Below are 20908 nucleotides of genomic sequence, written 5' to 3'. Positions count from 1 at the left end.
CATTAGTGCTCCAGTTTTTATTTATTAAGTAGTCCAATATGTTTCCATTTGAACACATTATTACCATTGATAGGGCAAGCAAATTGCCTATTTACAGACAAATTGCATTTTCAATAATCAATGCCATTAGAAATGGAGTATTAAAAGCAGGAGCACGTCTTCCAGGTACTCGCGATTTGTCAAAAAGTTTAGGAATACACCGCAAAACAGTAATTGCTGCGTATGAAGAATTGAATGCTCAGGATTGGGTGATCATTATTCCAAGGAAATACATCATGGTGTCAGACCGCATTCCAATATTCAATCCAAACAAATGGAATATAGTAAAAGCACAACCTTCTTATGATAACGTTTTTAATCTTCCGTTCAGAATAATTGATCATGAAATTAAAGACAATGTAATTGCAATTCCTGATCTAATTATTGATGACGGCCATCCGGATGTAAGACTTTCCCCTATTGATGAATTGCTTAAAACCTATCGCTCTTATACCTCAAAAAGACATACCATTAAAAATGCCTGTATTGGCACCGAGCAAGGTACATTACCGCTACGGCAGGAATTAGTTCAGTATCTGTCAGAAACAAGAGGTATCAATAGTAAAGTAGATAATCTACTGATTACCCATGGCGCACAAATGAGTATTTATCTTTCTGCTCAGTTGCTTTTAAATTCAGAATCCTGTATTCTTGTAGGTAAGCCCAACTATCCTATTGCCAACAAAACGTTTGAAGAAACAGGGGCAGAACTTATTGAGATTCCTGTAGATGAAAATGGAATAGATACCGTTGCAATTGAAGAAATTTGTAGAAAGAAAAAGATCAATGCCGTCTACGTCATTCCTCATCATCATTATCCAACTACCGTTACCTTAAGTGTAGACAGAAGGATAAAGCTGTTAGAATTGTCTCATCAATATTCATTTGCCATCATTGAGGATGATTATGACTATGATTACCACTATACATCTTCTCCCTATCTGCCGGTGGCAAGTGGAAATCATAATGGAAATGTAATTTATATTGGTTCATTCTCTAAAATGCTGGACCCTTCCCTGCGAATTGGTTTTATGATCGCACCAGAAAATTTTATTATACAATGCACCGCGCTTCGAAAAATGATTGATGTTGGTGGTGACGGATATATGCAGAATGCATTAGCCTATTTAATTAAAGAAAATGAACTTAAAAGACACCTTAAAAAAGCAAAGAAAATTTACCTTCACCGCAGAGGTTATTTAGATCATTTATTGAAAAATAGATTATCTAAATATATTTCTTATTCATTGCCATCAGGAGGAATGGCTATCTGGATTAAAGTTTCACCTGAATATCCTATTAGTAATTTAATGAAAGTACCACAATTAAAAATTATTCGAATCGATGAAAAACTTAATGCCTTCCGCTTTGGTTTTGCTTCTAAGGATGAAAAGGAACTTGAAGAAATTGTGGATACACTCAGAACAATATTTGAAAATTTAACGGTAAAATCAAAAATCACGTGATTAAAATTTTTTTTCAAAAAGATGTACACAAAAAAAGAGAACCACATTGTGTTTCTCTTTTAACTTTAGTAGCGGGAACAGGACTCGAACCTATGACCTTCGGGTTATGAGCCCGACGAGCTACCTACTGCTCCATCCCGCGGTGTATCTTTAGAGTGCTTACCGAAAGCACTTATAACTTAGTAGCGGGAACCGGACTCGAACCGATGACCTTCGGGTTATGAGCCCGACGAGCTACCTACTGCTCCATCCCGCGGTGTATCTTTAGAGTGCTTACCGAAAGCACTTAACTTAGTAGCGGGAACAGGACTCGAACCTATGACCTTCGGGTTATGAGCCCGACGAGCTACCTACTGCTCCATCCCGCGGTGTATCTTTAGAGTGCTTACCGAAAGCACTTATAACTTAGTAGCGGGAACCGGACTCGAACCGATGACCTTCGGGTTATGAGCCCGACGAGCTACCTACTGCTCCATCCCGCGGTGTATCTTTAGAGTGCTTACCGAAAGCACTTAACTTAGTAGCGGGAACAGGACTCGAACCTATGACCTTCGGGTTATGAGCCCGACGAGCTACCTACTGCTCCATCCCGCGTTATTGGATTGCAAATGTACGATAATATTTTCAAAATCCTAATTTTTCTTTTAAATAAAGGAGTTTTATGAAAACTATTTTAATATTTGTATCTTTGTACTATGGCAAAAATATTGAAAATTTACCCAGACAACCCTCAGGAAAATCTTATAAATGAGGTTATTAAAACTTTGAATAATGGCGGATTAATTATTTATCCGTCTGATACAATTTATGCCTTAGGTTGTAATATTTTTGACATAAAAGCCATGGAAAAACTGGCTCAACTGAAAAAAATGAAACTTGAAAAGGCTCAGTTCTCTATTATTTGTAATGATCTAAGCCATCTTTCAGATTTTACAAGACCTATTGATACTTCTATTTTCAGGTTTTTAAAAAGTCACCTTCCAGGTCCTTTCACCTTTATTTTGGACGCCAACAAAAATGTTCCGTTAGCTTATAAAGGTCATAAAACAATTGGTATTCGTGTTCCGGATCATCCAATTCCGCAGCTTATTGTAGAAAAATTAGGACATCCCATTGCCTCAACCTCTATTAAAGATGATGATGAAGTCTTGGAATATTCTACAGATCCAGAACTAATTGCTGAAAAATATGATCATTTGGTGGATATTGTTATTGATTCAGGCTATGGAGATAATGTAGCTTCTACCATCGTAGACTTGACTTCCGGAGAACCTGAAGTAATCAGACAAGGAAAAGGAATTATTTAATTATACCTCCTCGGTCATTATCTATGAGTCTTAACGGAAAATATTCTTTAGGAATTCTACTCACTTTTGCACTTCTTGCTTTAGTGATGCTCTATGTTTTTCCTTTTCTCAACTTGATTACTGGGACAAAAACCATGACAGCGGGCCTGTTTTTGAATAGCAGAATTGTCATTTGGGTCGTTTTATTGCTAATCTTTCTTTACAGCAAGTTAATCGAGAAAAGTTCCCTTACCATTTGGAAAGACAAAAAATATCCCTTCTCATTTTATATTGGCGCAGTGGTGTGTCTTTATTTTATTTGCGCGATTGGTGGAGCGCTTTTAAACGGAATAATCTCATTAATTACTCATGAAAAAATGAGTGATAAGCTTATTCAGCTACAATCTATTTTTAAAAACAATTATTTTTTAATTATTTTTACCTGCTTAACGGCAGGCGTTGTAGAAGAGCTTCTCATGAGAGGTTATATTCAGCCAAGAATTGAAAAAATATACAACAGTCCGTTTTTAGGAATCACCATTTCTGCCATTTTATTTGGAATTCTCCACAGCACATACGGAACGATAGGTCAGGTTGTAGGACCTTTCTTTATCGGGATCGTTTTTGCTGTATTTTATAAATTATATTCGAATATTAAAATCATTATCATATGCCATTTTCTATTTGATTTTGTGTCTTTGATGATCATGAATTTTATTGATATTAAACATTTATCCGCTTTTTAAACAGTATGAAAATAATAACATCTCCTGCGAAATTAATGAACGTAGAAAACTCAACAGATCTTTTGAGAACTACAACACCTAAATTCATTGAAGAAGCAGCACTTTTACAATCTCATTTAAAAAATAAGTCTCCAAAATATCTTTCCGAACTCATGGAAATCTCGCCAAAACTGGCCGATGAAAACTGGGAAAGAAATCAAAAATGGAAAGCAAAACCTACTGCAAAAGAATCTGCACCCGCCATGTTTGCCTTTACAGGTGAAGTTTACAGAGGACTGGATGCTAAAACTTTGGATAAGAATGCCGTAGATTATCTACAGAAAAACTACAGAATACTTTCCGGATTATATGGCTTACTGAAACCGTCTGACAAAGTAATGCTTTATAGATTGGAAATGGGGCGTAATTTCGAGTTTGAAAATTATAAAAATCTATATGAATTTTGGAAAGAAAAAGTGACAGAACAATTGAATTCTGAAATGAAAAAGAATGAAGTTCTTCTCCATTTATGCAGTAACGAATATGGAAAAGTAATCGACAGGAAAAAGCTGAATCACCCCGTAATTGATTTTGATTTTTATGAATTAAGAGACAGAAAACTGAAAACAATTGTTGTTTATACAAAACACGCAAGAGGTTTGGTGGTAAGATTTTGCGCAGAAACCAATGCACAAACTTTGAATGATGTTAAAGCTTTCAATTACGAAGGATATATGATCAACGAAGAAAAATCTACTGATACTAAACTGGTTTTCACGAGGTAATGACGATTCTAGAATATAAACAATACTTTCAAAACGAACTTTCCGAACTGTATACAGAATCGGAAAGTACTTTTTTATACTCCATTTTTATAGAGCATTTTTTAGGTCTGGATGCTTTTAATCAAAGAAGATTATCTGATCAGGAATTATTGATTGATGATGAAAATAAGCTTCAAAAAGTTATTTCAGAGTTAAAAACCAATAAACCCTATCAACATATTCTAGGCGAAACCGAATTTTACGGAATGAAGTTTTTCGTAGATGAAAATGTATTGATTCCTCGTCCTGAAACAGAAGAATTATTGGAGATTGCAATTCAAAAAATTAAAAATTCCGGACAGTTAATTGACAAACTAAAAATCCTTGACATCGGAACAGGAAGCGGTGTTATTCCTTTAGTATTAAAAAAACATTTTCCTGAAGCTGAAATTTCCTCGATTGATTTTTCCGAAAAAGCGTTGGAAGTTGCTAAAAAGAATGCCGCTTTTCATCAATTGGAAATCAATTTCATTCATGGTGATTATCTCAATTTTGAATTAACTGATCATTATGATGTTATCATTTCCAATCCACCCTATATCGGAATGGAGGAAGAGACAGAAATTGAAGATTCTGTGAAAGGATTTGAACCTACAATGGCGCTCTTCTCCCCTACTTCTGATGCCTTGATCTTTTACCGAAAAATAGCAGAAGACTCTAAAAAACATTTAAATAAAAACGGATTTTTATTTTTAGAGATCAATCAAAAATTGGGTCCGGAAACATTATATCTTTATCAAGATTCGTTTTCAAAAGTTGAGCTTGTTAAAGATTTATCTGAGAATGACCGATTTGTTATTGGAAAGAAATAATTTATTGTACTTTTAATCATCAGTTATTTAACTCATTTTTTGATAATTAAATGGATTAACAGCATGCGTATTTCTACCATTAAAAGCATATTTGTTTTTGAAATTTTACTTTTCATGATTCTATTTTCGTGTGGGAAAAACTCAAATGAAATTATAAGTGAATATCATAAAAAAGGACAATTCAATGGAACTGTATTAGTCATGAAAAATGACCATATTATTTCTGATACAGCTTTAGGTTTTAGTAATTTTCAAACTCAGGAAAAACTTAATATTGATACTCCTTTTTACATCGCTTCTTTAAGTAAATCATTTACCGCAACAGCAATTATTCTGCTTCAACAAAAAGGATTATTATCATTTGATGATAAAGCTTCGAAATATCTTCCTGAGCTTCCAGCCTATGCAAAAGACATCACTATAAGACATTTGCTCACTCATACTTCTGGAATTTGGGATTATGAAAAAGAGATGTCTGGTAAAAAAGAGTTAAAAAATCAAGACGTTCTCAATTGGCTACAGCAAAAAAAGAAATTACAATTTCCTTCAGGAAGCAAATTTGAGTATAGTAATAGCGGTTATATTATTTTGTCTTTAATTATTGAAAAAACTTCAGGAAAATCATATGCTGAGTTTCTTAATGAAAACATTTTCGTTCCATTAAAGATGAATAATACAAAGGTGTATGACGAATCGATGCCTGTTATTAAAAACAAAGCCTTGGGTTACAACCAACAAAGACAACCCGATGACTACTCTTTATTAACAACTGGAGACGGTGGTATTTATTCAACGACAAAAGATCTGTACAAATTTGATAAAGCTCTCCGCAATTTTTCGTTGATTAATAAAAACAATACCGTTTTAATGTACACACCTTTTAAATTATCGGACAAGACGCTTTCAAATTATGGCTTCGGATGGTATATTGATGATTCTAACAATGGCCAGATAGTAAGTCATACAGGAGGATTAAATGGCTTTAGAGCACTTTTCTGGAGAGATCTCAAAAACAATAAAATTGTCATTGCACTTACCAATCAAGGAGATGCATTTCAGTTAAATAACTTCTTGAATGACATTAAAAAATATTTAGACTAAAATGGAAATCAAAACTCACGAAATCAACCAAACTCGAATAGCAGAAGTAATTTCTGATGAAGTTATCATACAAAACGCTCAAGACGGTTTGGATCTTTTGGGAAATATCTATTATCAGGATTTTGATAAAATTATTCTGTACGAGAAAAATATCACTCCCGAATTTTTTGATTTGAAAACAAAAATTGCAGGAGATATTCTTCAAAAATTTTCAAATTATCGCGTCCGATTAGCTATTGTAGGAGGCTTTGAAAAGTATACTAGTAAAAGTATAAAAGAGTTTATCCTCGAAAGCAACAAAACAGGACACATCAATTTTATACAAACATTAGCAGAAGCTTTAGAAAAACTTTCAAAATAATATTAAGAGAATCGATTATAATTTAATTGATTCTCTTAATATTATTTTGAGATCTATTTTTCTTAATTAAATATCTTTTCCATTACATTATTTACTTTTTCGGAAAACAAAATCAGGCTAGAAAATTCAGCTTATACGATTAACAAATTTTCATCTATAGAGCAAAAAACCTGTAAAATAAGCTATCCACATCGTTTATTACAATTAATTTCACATCAAAATGATTCATGTTTAAAATTTATATATATTTGAAGGCAATCGATTGCACGTTACAAAATCAATTTTAAACTAAACTAATATTATTAATCATGAAAAAATTCTTTATTTATTTCGTGCTTCTCTTCAGCTCCATGTGGCTGAAAGCACAGGTTACCATTACCCAAGCTACAGGCTGGCTGGAAACTGCTTATGTGAAATGGACGCCTCTTAGCGGAGTTGACAGTTATAGAGTTTACTATACAGGCGGTGGGCTTACAAATAAACTCATAGACACCCAGCTTATAAGAAGTTATGGCACTTATTTTAGGGCTGATATTTTAGGACTTAGCGCAGGAAATTACACCGTTAAGGTAGTTCCGGTAACTAATAATGTGGAAGGCCCTGAAGCAATATCAAACACTGTAACTGTACTAGCCCATGACAGAACGGGTTTTGCCCACAGTAACGGAAGAATTCCCGGAGCCTACAATCTTAACGGCACATTAAAATCAAATGCTGTTGTTCTCTACATTACCCAAGCAACAAAAAATACGGTTTCCATGAATGTAACAGGCGCTAATGCCAATCCTTGCGTTGGGCTACAAACAATTTTAGATGGTTTTAAAAAAGGAAATGACAGCCGCCCATTAGTCGTAAGATTAATTGGGAACATCACAGATCCAAGTTATCTTCTCAACGGTGATGCCGTTATTGAAAACAAAAGCATTGCGGCTAATTCAGTTACTTTTGAAGGGGTTGGTTCTGACGCTGTAGTGAATGGCTGGGGCGTAAGAATTAAAAATGCTACCAATGTTGAAGTTAGAAATTTAGGCTTTATGCTGACTGATGCTGCAGAAGGTGATAATTTAAGTTTACAACAAGATAACAGCTATGTTTGGGCTCACAATTGTGACTTCTTCTATGGAAAACCAGGTGGAGATGCAGATCAGGCAAAAGGTGACGGAGCGTTGGATGCTAAAAAATCAACGTATATTACTTTTTCTTACAACCATTTCTGGGACAACGGAAAAAGCTGTCTTTTAGGATTAAGTGAAGGAACAACAGCGGGGCTTTATATTACGTATCATCACAATTGGTTCGATCATTCAGATTCAAGACATCCGCGTGTTCGTTATTATTCAGCTCATGTTTACAACAATTATTATGACGGAAATTCTAAATATGGCGTGGGGTCAACATTAGCATCTTCTGTTTTTGTGGAAGGAAATTATTTCAGAAACTGTAAATATCCTATGCTGATTTCAAAACAAGGAACTGATGTTGCCAATGGTTCTACAGGAACTTTCTCAGGAGAAAATGGCGGAATGATTAAAGCTTTCGATAACTATATGATCAATCAAAATGCTTTTGTTCCTTATAATGCAACGAGTGCATCAGCTCAGTTTGATGCCTATGTAGCAACAACCAGAAGCGAGGCATTAGGTACTAATATCAAGGCTTTTCAAGGGAATGCAACCTATAATAATTTTGACACCAATACTTCATTATATATTAATTCATTAGTCCCAGATTCTCCGACTGCTGCGAAAGATAAAGTAACACAATATTCAGGAAGAGTTTCAGGTGGCGACATCAATTGGGTGTTTAATAATGCTGTTGATGATACTTCTGATGCAGTAAATGCAGGATTGATGGCTGTATTGCAAGGTTACACGCCTACTCTTGTATTTGTACAAGGAGAAGCTTCAACTCCTGTCAGTTCTCAAACACTCCTTATTGCTTCAAACAACGATCAAACTGTAACATCAGGAAGTGCTATCGAACCTATGGTCTTCACTTGGGGCGGAACAGCAACCGATGCTACCGTAACAGGACTTCCGGCCTCGGGAATTCTATTTGTGAAAAATACGACTAATAAAACAATTACTGTATCCGGTACACCAACTGCTGATGTAGATTTCACAATAGCAACAATGGGAACATCAGGAACTTCAGTTTCGGGAACGGGAAGCATTGCTGTAACTTCAACAGGGACAAATCCGCAAGGAAACGAAGTTCATAACTTTACCGCCTCAAACTTAAGCAGCTCATTTTACTCATTTACCTCATCCAACATCAATTCTACAGACGGATCAGCCAACTATGATGGATTAACGCTAACTAAGCGCCTGAAAATAGAATCTGCAACGACAATCAATTTTACGACAACCGCTTCCTCATCATTAACTTTAGTTTTTGATCCCACATTTAGTGGAACGGTAAAAGTAGATGGAGCTTCTTATACGGCTTCTTCAGGTATTGTAACCATTCCTACAGTAAATGCGGGTTCACACTCTATCACCAAAGGAAGTGTTGCCAATTTGTTTTACATCAAAACACAATATGCTTCTTCAGGAGTTTTGGGAACTCATGAAAATAGAATAGAAAAAGTAAGGTTATATCCAAATCCGATATCAACAATTCTTTATATTTCAAATTCTGAAAAAGATCCTATTGAAAATCTAATTCTAATGAATAGTACAGGAGAAATCATTAAAAATATCAAAGGAAACACTCCATCTATTGATATGAGCGGATTCCAAACCGGAATATATTTCCTTCAGATAAAAACAAAACAAGGTATTGAAAATCACAAAATCATCAAGAAGTAATTTTTAACAGCTAATCTTATCTTTTTTTGACCGTCTCATTCTTGGAGGCGGTTTTTCATTTTCGCTCTTCAAAAAAACAGACCGCATCTTCAATTGCATTTTTAATAGGCTGATATTCCATACCCAATTCATCAATTGATTTTTGATTATCGTAAAAGTTATCAATTCTAAGTGCTTTCATATTGATTGAACTTAAGTTTGTTTTGACTTTAAATCTTCGTAAAATATCTCCAATAAAACCTAAAAAGATTAGTGAAAAATCAGGAATTGGAATCATCAACGGATTTTGGTTTGTTACTGCATTTACTCGATTAAAGAATCTTTTATACTTCAAGTTTTCATTGGTTAACAAATACTTCTCCCCGTTTCTTCCCTTCTCAATGGCTTTCAAAATTCCGTTGGCTACATCTTCTGCATGAACGAAACTTTTTCCACCTTTGGGATAGAAAACAAACTTTTTTTTCCATGCCCAAAATATAATTTTACCTGAACTTGGTTTCCGGTCATATTTTCCGATCATAAAAGTGGGATTCAGAATAATCACTTCGGTTGTTTGATTGTTTTGAAGAAGATAGTTTTCGGTTTCCAATTTACTTTTAGCATAAAAAGAATGCGTAAAAGGATATTTTTGCAAACAGTTTTCAGTTCCTAATTTCTCTAGACTTCCAAAACCTAAGGTATTGGCCGAACTTACAAATAGAAATCGATCAACTCGAGAATCCACAGCAAGTAAAAATAAATGAATAGTAGCATCATAATTTGTCTTTATATATTCTTTATAAGAAAGAAGATTTTGGCTGGTTTCTGCAGCAATGTGAACGAAATAGCTCACCCCAACCAAGTATTTTGAAATATCATAGAATAAATTCCCTTCAATTAATCTCAGGTTTTTATTTTCTTCACCCAAATAGCTGCTTTTCTTGCGCACCAAAGCAATAACAGAATAACCATTTTCTAATAATTTATTAACTACATTAGCTCCCAGAAGTCCCGTAATTCCGGTGACAAAAACTTTTTTCATACTTCTATTTCTTTTTTGATTGCATTCGTCATTAAAGGCAACGTAATCCAAATAGGTAAAACTTTCATTGCAAGCCAACTAAAAGGATTCACCATGATCACTGAATCTCTTTTAAAAAGTTGATCAATACAATATCTAGCTACTTTATCCGGATCTAAAAGGGTTAACCTTCCTAAAAAGCCTTGCTTTTCAATTCTTCTGCAAACGTCACTATTCGTCTTCATGGCTCCAGGATTTACAACACTTACAAAAACATTGGTATCTTTTAATTCTTCATATAAACCCCGTGAAAAAGAATGGATAAACGTTTTTGAAGCTGGATAAACTGTTTTAAAACCAATGGGAGAAAACGCTGCCATGCTCGAAACATTTAGAATGTATGACTGAGGCTGTTGCAATAAATTAGGAAGTAATTGATGAGTGATTAAAGAAGTCGCAGCAATATTTACCTGTAAAATGGTATTGATATAATCAGACGTTGCATCCACAAACTTCATGGTTCCGCCCAATCCTGCATTATTAATTAGAATATGAATATCGAAGGATCTATTCAACCATTCTGTCAGTTTAAATATGTTTTCATTCACCGAAAGATCTATTTCATAATATTCGGTTTTTACATGATAGATTTCTGCAATTTCCTTGCTTACTTCTTTAAGGTTTTGATTGGGAAGACTTATTAAAATTACATTAATATTTTTCTTGGCCAGACTCTCGGCAAATGCTTTTCCCAGCCCCTGACTGGCTCCTGTGACCACTGCATATGATTCTCTTTTCATTTCCATAAAGCAAATTTTATGGAACAAAAGTATATTCAAAAAGCCTCTTTAATGTTCCAACCTATCGGAGCGAACCTCTTTTCATTAAAAAAGAAATACGAATCAAAAATCTGACAATCAAATGATTAGAATATGAAAAAGTTAAAACTTATAAACCTGAACTTATTTTTTTGAATTCAGAAGGTGTCTGATGCGTAATTTTCTTAAAGGTTGTATTAAAAGAAGTTTTAGAATTGAATCCAGACTCATACGCTATTCCTAAAATCGAAAGTTTGCTGCTACTATCTTTCAATAGTATTTTGGCATACTCGATTCTGTATTCATTAACATATTGGAAAAAGTTCTTTTGGAATCCGGTGTTGATCACGTAAGAAAGTTGATGAGTAGATACGGAAAGTATTTGAGAAAGCTTAATCAGGTTCAGTTCACTATCAAGATATGGTTTTTCAATTTTCATCAAATCTTCCAATGCTGCCTTAATTTTAGAAAGCTCTTCATCGGAAATCAACTTGCGTTTTACCTCTTCTTTGTCATCAGAAATATCCTCTATGGAAATCAATTCCTGAACCTGGTTTTCTTCTACAGGATAGATCTCTTTTTGTCTTAAACAGTAGCACCCAACAAAATAAACAACCGCTAAAAAAATGAAATTCATTAAATAATTCAGGGCATTGGCATCATAAAAGATATTGTAAATCAAGAATATAATATTGATGACAAAGATGACTACAATAATGTGTTCCAGCCAGTTTAAGTTTATGCCTTCTGTATTGGAAGAAAATAATTGAATTCTTTTCTTATGTTTTCGAATGGTAATATAAGAAAGAGCTGTATAGAATAGTGCCTGAGACAAGATAAGTATAAGAAAAACGATCTGAAAGACGCCATCAATATAAAAATCTACAAAATGATGGAATAGTATATTGGCTAAGAAAATAACCGGTAAAATGGCATATTTTAGATCTGAAACTTTGAATTTAAAGGCAGGGTTCGTGAAAAACAGAACACTGAAATAAAATATAATAGGTGTTAAAAACTGTATAACCTGTACGAAAAGCAACGAGTGCACATCAACTTTTGAACCTTTCACTAATGACAGTATCTCATCAAGCCAAAAGGTAGACCATAAAAATAAAAACATTCCAAAACAGGCGTTTGCTTTTTTATTACCCTTCAAAGGATTGGTCAGCTCCAATAAAGAAAGTAAAACCAATGAACCATAAATAAGTATAACGATAAAATTGTTTAACTCTGTAGTGTTCATTGGTTTTATTATCTTAAAATATTATGTGTCTATTTTTTGATAATCTTGGTCACTTGTTTCGTATTGTCACCATAAATTATTTCTAAAAAGTACATTGCGGGATGATATTCTGACACGTTGATTTGATTCGTATTTTTAGCAATTTTTAAAATTTTGCCGGAAATATCAATCAATTTAATCTCAGTAATTTTTTTCTTTGAACTTACATTCACAAAATCTATTGCAGGATTTGGATAAACTTTACCATAATCATTATTAACAGTAGCCTCACTTGCGGAAAGAAATCCTAAAGAGTACTTATAAATTCGTCCTCCGTTACCCGACAAATATAAATAATTACCTCCCACTTCCAGCGTCATGATATCATAATTATAATTATTATCTAAAATCAGGTTCCATGTAGCTCCTCCGTCAGTTGTTTTATAAACCATTCTGTCATCTGCAATATAGCCTGTATTCGGATCAGTAAATTTCACTTTATCAAAAGAATAATAAGGAACCTGAGAAGTCGTCCAGGTAGCACCACCGTCATTTGACTTAAAGAAATCACCATTATTTCCTTTCAAAAACATTTGGTTTTCATTTAAGAAATCAAAATGGATGTCTGATATTCCTTGATCAAAACAAGTATTCCAAGTGATCCCGCCATCAAGGGTTTTATACAGTTTTCCAAAATAGCCTGACTGCACTCCATACCCAAGATTATTATTGAAAAATTTAAGAAAAGAAAATCTTGTGTTTGAAATTTTCTGCCAGGTATTTGCTCCATCAACTGTTTTGTAAATTCCGGCATTGTTTGTATCATATCCACCACTTACAAAACCTACATTTTCAGAAAGAAAACTTGATGCATAAAGTGGTTCATATTGAATAACGGTACTAGGGGTCCAGCTTACTCCTCCATTTGTGGTTTTATAAACTAATCCCTGATTGGCACCAATAGAATATCCAACGTTTTCATTTAAAAAAGTAAATCCGTTGCTATAAGACTGATGAGGAGGATATTGAACTTTCAACCAAGAATTTCCTGCATCAGGTGTTTTGAAAAATTCTCCCATATTAGTTTTAAAATAGGCAGTATTTGGATTAACAAAATGAAGCTCATTAATAACGTCATAAGTCGGAGAGTAATTGGTCCAGTTTGTTCCTCCATTTTGTGTTTTAATAATTCTTCCGTTATCACCAACACAAATAGCCGTCTGATTATCAAAGAAATACAATCCGTTTAAATTATTATCCGTATTTGAACTATACATTGAAGTTGGACTGATCCATAGCCAAGAACTACCTCCGTTTGTAGTTTTATATACTGCTCCGTATCTTCCTACTGTATACCCGTTATTTTCATCAAAAAACTGCATTCCATAAGTTTCTGTATGATAAATGCTGCTACTTAAAGTTACCCAAGTCTGACCGCCATCTGTGGTTTTAAGCATGTCACCAAAACCTTTATTAGCATAACCAACATTTTGAGAAGGGAAAACAAGAGAATAGTAATTGTTGTTTGAACTCGAATCAGAAGTCGTTGTAACCCAATTGTCACCACCGTCAACAGTTTTTAAAATTCTTCCGTTATAAGTAGCAATATGAGCTGTATTGGCATCTGTAAACACCGTAATTGCAGCAGATATCCCGTATATTGTTTTATTAACAGGGAATGTAACACCTTTATCGGATGATTTTAAGATCTGCGTCTGCCCGGAAATATAGACAATATCATCAGTAATAAAATTGATTGAATTTAATGAGTTTCCAAAAGCATTTACTGTATTCCAAGTCATTCCGTAATCGCTGGAACGCAAAATCGTGTTATCTCCAACAATAAATCCTACATTATTTCTAAATTTTATATCGCGAGGAAAAAAATTAAGAGTTTGTTTAATAGCCCAGCTATTTCCTTTATCGTTTGTAAACAGTAATTCTCTATTTCCGTTAATAATAAATCCTAAATTATCATTAGAAAAAATAACTTTATTTGCTTTGTATTCTGATGGTTTTGGTGTTATTAATGTAAAATTATTTTGCGATAAAAAATAATTACTAATAAATAATAGAAACAGGTATATAATTTTCTTCATAACAGATTTTAATTAATTCTTTTCCTTATAAAAATTTCGTAGCTTAAATACAGTAATGGTAATGCCATAATCCCTATATACATTGAATTTTCTATTGCTTTTTCTGGTTGATTTACAATAGCGTAAACCAAACCAAAGAATGCGCCTCCTAAGTGAGCTGCATGTCCTATATTATCTTGTTGCCTAGGATTCAACATCATATAAACAGAGTAGCTGAAATATAAAAGACCAAAAATAAATCCAGGAATTCCTATAGGAATGAAAAACATGTATATTTTAAGAGCAGGGATCATTGCAATGGATGCAAATAAAATCCCAGAGACTCCTCCACTCGCTCCAATTGCAGAATACCAAGGTTGTTTTTGGTAGAGAAATAATGAAAATATATTCCCTAATAATATTGATCCAAAATAAATAATCAAAAATCCTAGATTTCCAAAACCTTCCACGACGATAGGTGCAAAGAAATAAAGGGTCATCATATTGAAGACCAAATGCATAATATCCGCATGAAGAAATCCGGCAGAAAGCAAACGAATGTATTCTTTTCTATTTTGGATTGCTCCAACGTTGAATTTATACTTTTCAAAAATGGATATATTGTTAAAAGCGATAAAGCTAATAACAGACGTAGCAATGATAATTAATATTATGATATTCATATTTTTTTATTTAATTTTTTGAATCGGAAGCTCTTTTGTAGCCCCACCTTCGGAAGGAATCATGTCACTTTTAATATAAAACGTATTGTTTTTGTTGTATAAGAAAAAGTCTAGATTAATTCCTGTATTTTCTCCTTCAATAATGATTTCGGGTAAAAATTTAACGGCTGTATTTTCATTATTCATTTTACCAAAACTTCCATATACATGTTGCATTACCAATTTTGTGGTATCATTCGGTTTTTCACACCAAAGATAAAAATGACCATCTTCAGGACCATCCAACACTAACTTGGCTTTCAGTTTTGTTCCGTCATTTTCTCCTGCGTAATCAAGATAATCCAAATGATACTCTCCTTTCCATTTTGCAAAGTCTTTTTTATTGATTACTTCATAGTCCGTGTCTTCTTTTCTAGGCTCTGAATCAACGAACTCTTCTGGCTCTAATGTTTTAACAGAGTCAGCAACTTTGGTTTCCACCGTTTTTGTTTCAGTCGTCTTCTCTTTTTTCTCTTTGCAGGAAAAGCCCATCAAAAAGATGAGCATAGGAAATACAATTTTTTTCATGGTTTTATATTCTATTCGCTTTCAGTTTCTCCTGCATCAAATAAATCACCGATCACACCTCCATCATCATCTGTTCCTTCAGTATTCTCAGGTTCTTCATATACTTCAGGCTCTTCCTCTTCAGGTTCCGGAATGGTTACGTTGATTGTTTTTACTTTAAATTTAGTAAACTGATTACCAATAGCTTTAATTCCTTTCACCGCAATAAACTCATCGATATTAATGGTTTCAGGATCACGTTCTTTTCCTTTGTCTTTTGCAAATGCAATCTCTACAGTGCAATTATTGGCCACAATTATATTTTCAATAAATGATTTATTATGCTCTGATGGCATAAAGGCCTGTGCATTTGTATTGTTCTCTAGCAAGAATCTTTTGATAAAATAAATTTCCTTCTCGCCATCATAGTAAATACAGGTGATGGGCTGATTAGGTCTCCATTTTTCCAAGATCAGATATTCATCATCGAAACGGTTTCCTAAGTCAAAAGAAATTAATTTAGCTTCTCCATTCCCTGTGACAATTAAAATTTTATCATCTCCTTTAAAGCTACCGAGTAAAGTTCCTCTTCCGTCTGCATTCAATCTTCTTACCGTATCATCAAACCAAATTCTTCTTGGAGCTAATGTAGAAACGCCTTCTTCTTTAAGATCAATTTTTTTAATTGAATATTTGGTTACTAAATTTCCTTTAGAATCACGCCCTTTGATGGCTAATTCTGAGAAATCGATATCCATTTTATTTTTTCTGATCCTTGGGTTGGGTTTTAAAAGCACCGATACCGTTTCAGCTTCACCATTCGGGTTTGCAGAGAAATAAAGTGTTTCAGAGAATTTTTTATCTGAAGCTAACGGGTAATCCGTATTTCTGGTTACCCCAGTTACAGAAAAACGTTTCATATAATAAGGTCCTTCTCTTCCTTCACGGTAGATCATATTGTAAACCGTTCTCTTATCGCTTTTTTTGAAAATGGCAACATGCAAAATATCTTTTCCGATAAAAGTTTTGGCTTCCACTTTTACGACTTTCATACTTCCGTCTTTTCTGAAAGTAATAATGTCATCAATATCTGAACAGTCGAATAAATACTGATCTTTTTTCAGAGAAGTTCCAATGAAGCCTTCTTCAAAATTAGCATAGAACTTTTCATTGGCCACAGCAACTTTACTCGCATCAATGGTATCAAAAATTCTAAGCTCCGTTTTTCTTTCTCTATCCTTACCAAATTTCTTTTGAATATTTAAATAATAATCAATCGCATACGCAATAAGGTGAGCCAAGTTATGTTTTACCAACTCTATCTTTCCTTCAAGAGCAGCAATATTTTCTTTAAATTTATCTAAATCGAATCTTGAAATTCTCTTAATTCTGATCTCTGTCAATCGAAGAATATCTTCCTGCGTTACCGCTCTTAACAAATGTTTTGTATGAGGTTTTAAGCCTTTATCAATTGTTAGTAAGACATCATCCCAAGTTTCAACTTCTTCAATGTCGTGGTAGATTCTGTTTTCAATGAAAATCCTTTCCAATGAAGAGAAATGCCAGTTTTCCTGCAACTCGTGAAGTTCAATTTCCAATTCTTTTTTAAGCAATGAAACCGTATGATCCGTATTCATTCTTAAAATCTCAGAAACATTCAGGAACATCGGTTTATCTCCAACAATTACACACGCATTCGGTGAAATCGTTACCTGACAATCAGTAAATGCATATAAAGCATCAATCGTTTTATCTGGCGAAGAATCATTAGGAAGGTGAATAAGAATTTCTACCTTATCAGACGTATTATCTTCAATTTTTTTAATCTTGATCTTCCCTTTTTCATTCGCTTTTAAGATCGAATCAATTAAATCACTCGTATTCTTAGAAAAAGGAAGCTCGGTAATCACTAAGGTATGCTTATCCGTCTGCGTAATTCTCGCTCTGGCTCTTACTTTCCCCCCTCTATGACCATCGTTGTATTCAGAAACATCTAAATATCCTGCGGTTAAAAAATCAGGAAATATTTCAAACTTTTTACCTTTTAAATAGGCAACAGAAGCATTAATTAATTCATTAAAATTATGGGGAAGAATTTTGGTCGAAAGTCCAACACCAATTCCTTCAACTCCCTGAGCAAGAAGCAATGGGAACTTTACTGGAAGATCAATTGGTTCATTATTTCTTCCGTCATAAGATTTTGCCCATTCCGTTGTTTTCGGATTGAAGACAACTTCTAATGCAAAAGGCGTTAATCTCGCTTCAATATACCTTGCCGCTGCCGCAGAATCTCCTGTATAGATATTCCCCCAGTTTCCCTGAGTATCTATTAAGAGCTCTTTTTGGCCAATGGCAACCATGGCATCCGTAATAGACGCATCACCATGAGGGTGATATTTCATGGTATTTCCAACGATATTGGCTACTTTGTTGTAACGACCGTCTTCCAGCTCGCGCATGGAGTGCATGATTCTTCGCTGAACAGGCTTCAAACCATCATAAACAGACGGTATTGCCCTGTCTAAAATTACATATGATGCATAATCAAGGAACCAATCTTTGTAAAGACCGGAAACTTTTTTTAAGCTTTCACCTTCATGAGAGTGTTCTTCTGTCATTTTTTATTTTTAACTCTTTTTTCTCGTTATTAGTTTTTACTACTTTGCTTAAAGAGAATTTTAAATCGGTTATTTCTTTTTTTGTGAGATACGAAATCTCGTATTTCAACATGGTAGACCCACTAACTTTGCTTGAAATGGTAATGTAAAGTCTTTTAATGAAGAAAATATCTATTATTTCATAGCTCAGCAGTTTGTATTTTGGGAATTCATCACTTAATGGTTTATCTAAAAAAGGAACAATATTTTTGTTTTTAAAATTCAGGGCTTCCCCATCACTATCATATTCAAAAATCTGTCTTCCTCGTAAGTAAAAAGCCACTAATAAGGCAATAGGAATAACCAGTAATAAATAGCTTTCTAATCCTAATACATTGAATCTGTATTCTTCTAAAAGAAAAGCTGCAATCCCAACTAGAACGGCCATTATCAATAGTGTATTCACAAAGTTATATACCGAAGCTTTGTTACGGTTACTTAATCTCATATTATTATTTGGTGTGTGGTGTTATTTGTCTTTTATCTTATAATTTTATTCCATCTATACTTCAGTTGATATTTCTTTTTTATCAATATCCGGATCTTCTACAACTAGATTATCCAGAATAAATAATTGTCTGTCTGGTGTATTTTTACCCATGTAAAACTCCAGTAACTGTTCTATTGTCTGATCTCTGCCGAGCACTACAGGCTCTAAGCGAATATCTTTACCAATGAAGTGCTTGAATTCATCTGGTGAGATCTCTCCCAATCCTTTAAATCGAGTAATTTCAGGGTTTTTACCTAACTCGTTTAATGCTTTTACTCTTTCTACTTCTGAGTAACAATATCTTGTTTCCTTTTTATTTCTTACTCTAAACAAAGGTGTTTGGAGAATATAAAGGTGTCCATTCTTAATAAGATCAGGGAAAAACTGTAAAAAGAAGGTGATCATCAGCAAACGAATGTGCATCCCATCCACATCGGCATCGGTTGCAATAATAACCTGATTATATCTTAAATCTTCAAGACTTTCTTCAATATTTAAAGCGGCCTGAAGCAAATTAAATTCTTCATTTTCATACACCACTTTCTTTGTAAGACCATAACAGTTCAAAGGCTTCCCTTTCAATGAAAATACGGCTTGCGTTTCTACCTGTCTGGATTTTGTGATAGATCCTGATGCAGAATCTCCCTCGGTAATAAAGATCTGTGTATCTCCTTTTCTTTCAGCCTTCTGATCGTTATAATGCTGTCTGCAGTCACGAAGTTTTTTATTGTGAAGAGATACTTTCTTTGCTCTTTCTCTTGCCAACTTCTGAATTCCGGAAAGCTCTTTTCTCTCTCTTTCAGAAATCAATATTTTTCGCTGAATAGCTTCTGAAATTTCAGGATTCTTATGCAAGAAATTATCTAATTTACTTTTCAGGAAATCAATGATAAATGTTCTTACCGTTGGTCCATTTGGTCCAATATCATTGGATCCCAATTTCGTTTTCGTCTGAGATTCAAAAACAGGCTCTTCCACATTAATGGAAATTGCTGCAATGATTGATTTTCTGATATCAGAAGCATCAAAATTCTTATTAAAAAATTCTCTAATCGTTTTTACATACGCTTCACGGAAAGCATTTAAGTGCGTTCCACCCTGTGTTGTATTTTGTCCGTTAACGAATGAAAAATAGGTTTCTGTTTGAGATTTATCAGAATGGGTAATCGCCAATTCAATATCATTATCTCTCAAGTGAACAATTGGATAAAGAATTTCGCTTTCCACTTCTTCTTCCAATAAGTCTTTAAGACCATTTTCAGAATAAAATGTTTCTCCGTTAAAGATAATTTTCAACCCGGGATTCAAATACGCATAATTACGGAGCATTCTTTCGATATACTCTTTTCTGTATTTAAAATGAAGGAAAATCTCTCCATCCGGAACAAAGGAAATCTCGGTTCCATTTCTGTCTGACGTATCTTTTTCTTCATGGTCTTCCGTGATCATTCCACGAGAAAACTCGGCCATCTTCATTTTACCTTCACGGAAAGATCGTACACGGAAATATTCTGAAAGGGCGTTAACCGCTTTCGTACCTACCCCATTCAGACCTACCGACTTTTTGAAGGCTTTACTATCATACTTACCTCCGGTATTCATTTTGGAAACAGCGTCTACCACTTTTCCCAATGGAATTCCACGGCCAAAGTCACGGATCGCAACTTTACCGTCATCCACTTTTATTTCAATTCTTTTACCCGACTTCATCCTGAACTCATCGATAGAGTTGTCCAGGATTTCTTTAAGCAAAATGTAAATACCGTCATCAGCAGATGAGCCATCTCCTAGCTTCCCGATATACATTCCGGGACGTAAACGAATATGCTCCTGCCAATCGAGGGTTCTGATATTATCTTCGGAATAGATTGGATTTATTTCTTGTGACATATATTATTTCAGCAAACATACAAAAGTACGAAATTGGACAAAATTATCCGAATTTTTTCAATTCGTTTTTTAAAGATTTTCATGTATGTATTGTAAT

The 20908-nt window shown here is 34.0% G+C and carries 17 protein-coding genes and 5 tRNA genes; 8 read left to right on the top strand and 14 right to left on the bottom strand.

The genetic code is table 11. From position 1 onward, the window contains the following. The first annotated feature begins 38 nt into the window (after positions 1-38). On the top strand, positions 39-1505 hold the full coding sequence (locus BUB80_RS02905; protein WP_073290779.1) for an aminotransferase-like domain-containing protein: 1467 nt from the start codon (positions 39-41) through the stop codon (positions 1503-1505). 69 nt (positions 1506-1574) lie between these two features. Here the strand turns inward: BUB80_RS02905 and BUB80_RS02900 are convergent. The 5 genes from BUB80_RS02900 to BUB80_RS02880 form a co-directional block, all read right to left on the bottom strand. Beyond that, positions 1575-1647: transfer RNA gene (locus tag BUB80_RS02900), tRNA-Met, on the bottom strand. Positions 1648-1688: 41 nt separating this feature from the next. Next, positions 1689-1761 (bottom strand) — tRNA-Met (locus BUB80_RS02895). 39 nt (positions 1762-1800) lie between these two features. Continuing rightward, a tRNA-Met gene (locus tag BUB80_RS02890) sits at positions 1801-1873 on the bottom strand. Positions 1874-1914: 41 nt separating this feature from the next. Continuing rightward, positions 1915-1987: transfer RNA gene (locus tag BUB80_RS02885), tRNA-Met, on the bottom strand. 39 nt (positions 1988-2026) lie between these two features. After that, positions 2027-2099: transfer RNA gene (locus BUB80_RS02880), tRNA-Met, on the bottom strand. Between the two features lie 101 nt (positions 2100-2200). On the opposite strand from BUB80_RS02880, the gene BUB80_RS02875 reads away from it, so the two are divergent. The 7 genes from BUB80_RS02875 to BUB80_RS02845 all read left to right on the top strand — a co-directional run bounded on the left by BUB80_RS02875 (position 2201) and on the right by BUB80_RS02845 (position 9424). Further along, positions 2201-2812: an L-threonylcarbamoyladenylate synthase gene (locus tag BUB80_RS02875; RefSeq protein WP_073290778.1), complete on the top strand. Its 612-nt coding sequence runs from the start codon at positions 2201-2203 to the stop codon at positions 2810-2812. A gap of 23 nt (positions 2813-2835) precedes the next feature. Continuing rightward, complete coding sequence (locus tag BUB80_RS02870) at positions 2836-3537, top strand: CPBP family intramembrane glutamic endopeptidase (RefSeq protein ID WP_073290776.1); 702 nt, start codon at positions 2836-2838, stop codon at positions 3535-3537. 5 nt (positions 3538-3542) lie between these two features. Next, the gene (yaaA, locus tag BUB80_RS02865) at positions 3543-4301 is read left to right on the top strand and encodes a peroxide stress protein YaaA (protein WP_073290775.1); all 759 of its coding nucleotides are present in this window, start codon (positions 3543-3545) and stop codon (positions 4299-4301) included. Continuing rightward, positions 4301-5152, top strand: coding sequence for a peptide chain release factor N(5)-glutamine methyltransferase (gene prmC, locus BUB80_RS02860; protein ID WP_073290773.1), 852 nt, complete (start codon positions 4301-4303; stop codon positions 5150-5152). Before yaaA ends, prmC begins: the two co-directional genes overlap by 1 nt. Before the next feature lie 114 nt (positions 5153-5266). Further along, positions 5267-6253 carry a serine hydrolase domain-containing protein gene (locus tag BUB80_RS02855; RefSeq protein WP_228433655.1) on the top strand — a complete coding sequence of 329 codons (987 nt, stop codon included), beginning with the start codon at positions 5267-5269 and terminating at the stop codon, positions 6251-6253. A gap of 1 nt (position 6254) precedes the next feature. Continuing rightward, the gene (locus BUB80_RS02850; RefSeq protein WP_073290769.1) at positions 6255-6614 is read left to right on the top strand and encodes a DUF4180 domain-containing protein; all 360 of its coding nucleotides are present in this window, start codon (positions 6255-6257) and stop codon (positions 6612-6614) included. Positions 6615-6922: 308 nt separating this feature from the next. Continuing rightward, on the top strand, positions 6923-9424 hold the full coding sequence (locus BUB80_RS02845; protein ID WP_073290767.1) for a pectate lyase family protein: 2502 nt from the start codon (positions 6923-6925) through the stop codon (positions 9422-9424). Between the two features lie 55 nt (positions 9425-9479). Here the strand turns inward: BUB80_RS02845 and BUB80_RS02840 are convergent, their stop codons facing one another. The 9 genes from BUB80_RS02840 to BUB80_RS02800 all read right to left on the bottom strand — a co-directional run bounded on the left by BUB80_RS02840 (position 9480) and on the right by BUB80_RS02800 (position 20811). Further along, positions 9480-10445 (bottom strand): NAD-dependent epimerase/dehydratase family protein, encoded by a 966-nt coding sequence (locus BUB80_RS02840; RefSeq protein WP_073290765.1) that lies wholly within the window; start codon positions 10443-10445, stop codon positions 9480-9482. Beyond that, complete coding sequence (locus BUB80_RS02835) at positions 10442-11224, bottom strand: SDR family NAD(P)-dependent oxidoreductase (protein WP_073290858.1); 783 nt, start codon at positions 11222-11224, stop codon at positions 10442-10444. The genes BUB80_RS02840 and BUB80_RS02835 overlap by 4 nt, the downstream gene beginning before the upstream one ends. 148 nt (positions 11225-11372) lie before the next feature. Further along, entirely contained in the window at positions 11373-12488 is a 1116-nt protein-coding gene (locus tag BUB80_RS02830; RefSeq protein ID WP_073290763.1) for a helix-turn-helix domain-containing protein, read from the bottom strand. A 29-nt stretch (positions 12489-12517) separates the two neighbouring features. Continuing rightward, on the bottom strand, positions 12518-14566 hold the full coding sequence (locus BUB80_RS02825) for a YCF48-related protein (RefSeq protein ID WP_073290761.1): 2049 nt from the start codon (positions 14564-14566) through the stop codon (positions 12518-12520). Positions 14567-14574: 8 nt separating this feature from the next. Next, entirely contained in the window at positions 14575-15228 is a 654-nt protein-coding gene (locus BUB80_RS02820) for a rhomboid family intramembrane serine protease (RefSeq protein ID WP_073290759.1), read from the bottom strand. Between the two features lie 6 nt (positions 15229-15234). Then, a complete protein-coding gene (locus BUB80_RS02815) occupies positions 15235-15795 on the bottom strand; it encodes a hypothetical protein (RefSeq protein WP_139262503.1) in 561 nt (186 codons plus the stop codon). 11 nt (positions 15796-15806) lie between these two features. Further along, entirely contained in the window at positions 15807-18392 is a 2586-nt protein-coding gene (locus BUB80_RS02810) for a DNA gyrase/topoisomerase IV subunit A (RefSeq protein WP_073290755.1), read from the bottom strand. Continuing rightward, positions 18370-18879 (bottom strand): hypothetical protein, encoded by a 510-nt coding sequence (locus BUB80_RS02805; RefSeq protein WP_073290729.1) that lies wholly within the window; start codon positions 18877-18879, stop codon positions 18370-18372. The genes BUB80_RS02810 and BUB80_RS02805 overlap by 23 nt, the downstream gene beginning before the upstream one ends. Before the next feature lie 54 nt (positions 18880-18933). Then, positions 18934-20811: a DNA topoisomerase IV subunit B gene (locus tag BUB80_RS02800; protein WP_073290727.1), complete on the bottom strand. Its 1878-nt coding sequence runs from the start codon at positions 20809-20811 to the stop codon at positions 18934-18936. Positions 20812-20908: the final 97 nt, after the last annotated feature.

This window comes from Chryseobacterium polytrichastri (assembly GCF_900142445.1).
GTDB lineage: Bacteria > Bacteroidota > Bacteroidia > Flavobacteriales > Weeksellaceae > Chryseobacterium > Chryseobacterium polytrichastri.
Note: the sequence above shows the minus strand (reverse complement) of the source record. Positions and strands in the feature narration are given on the sequence as shown.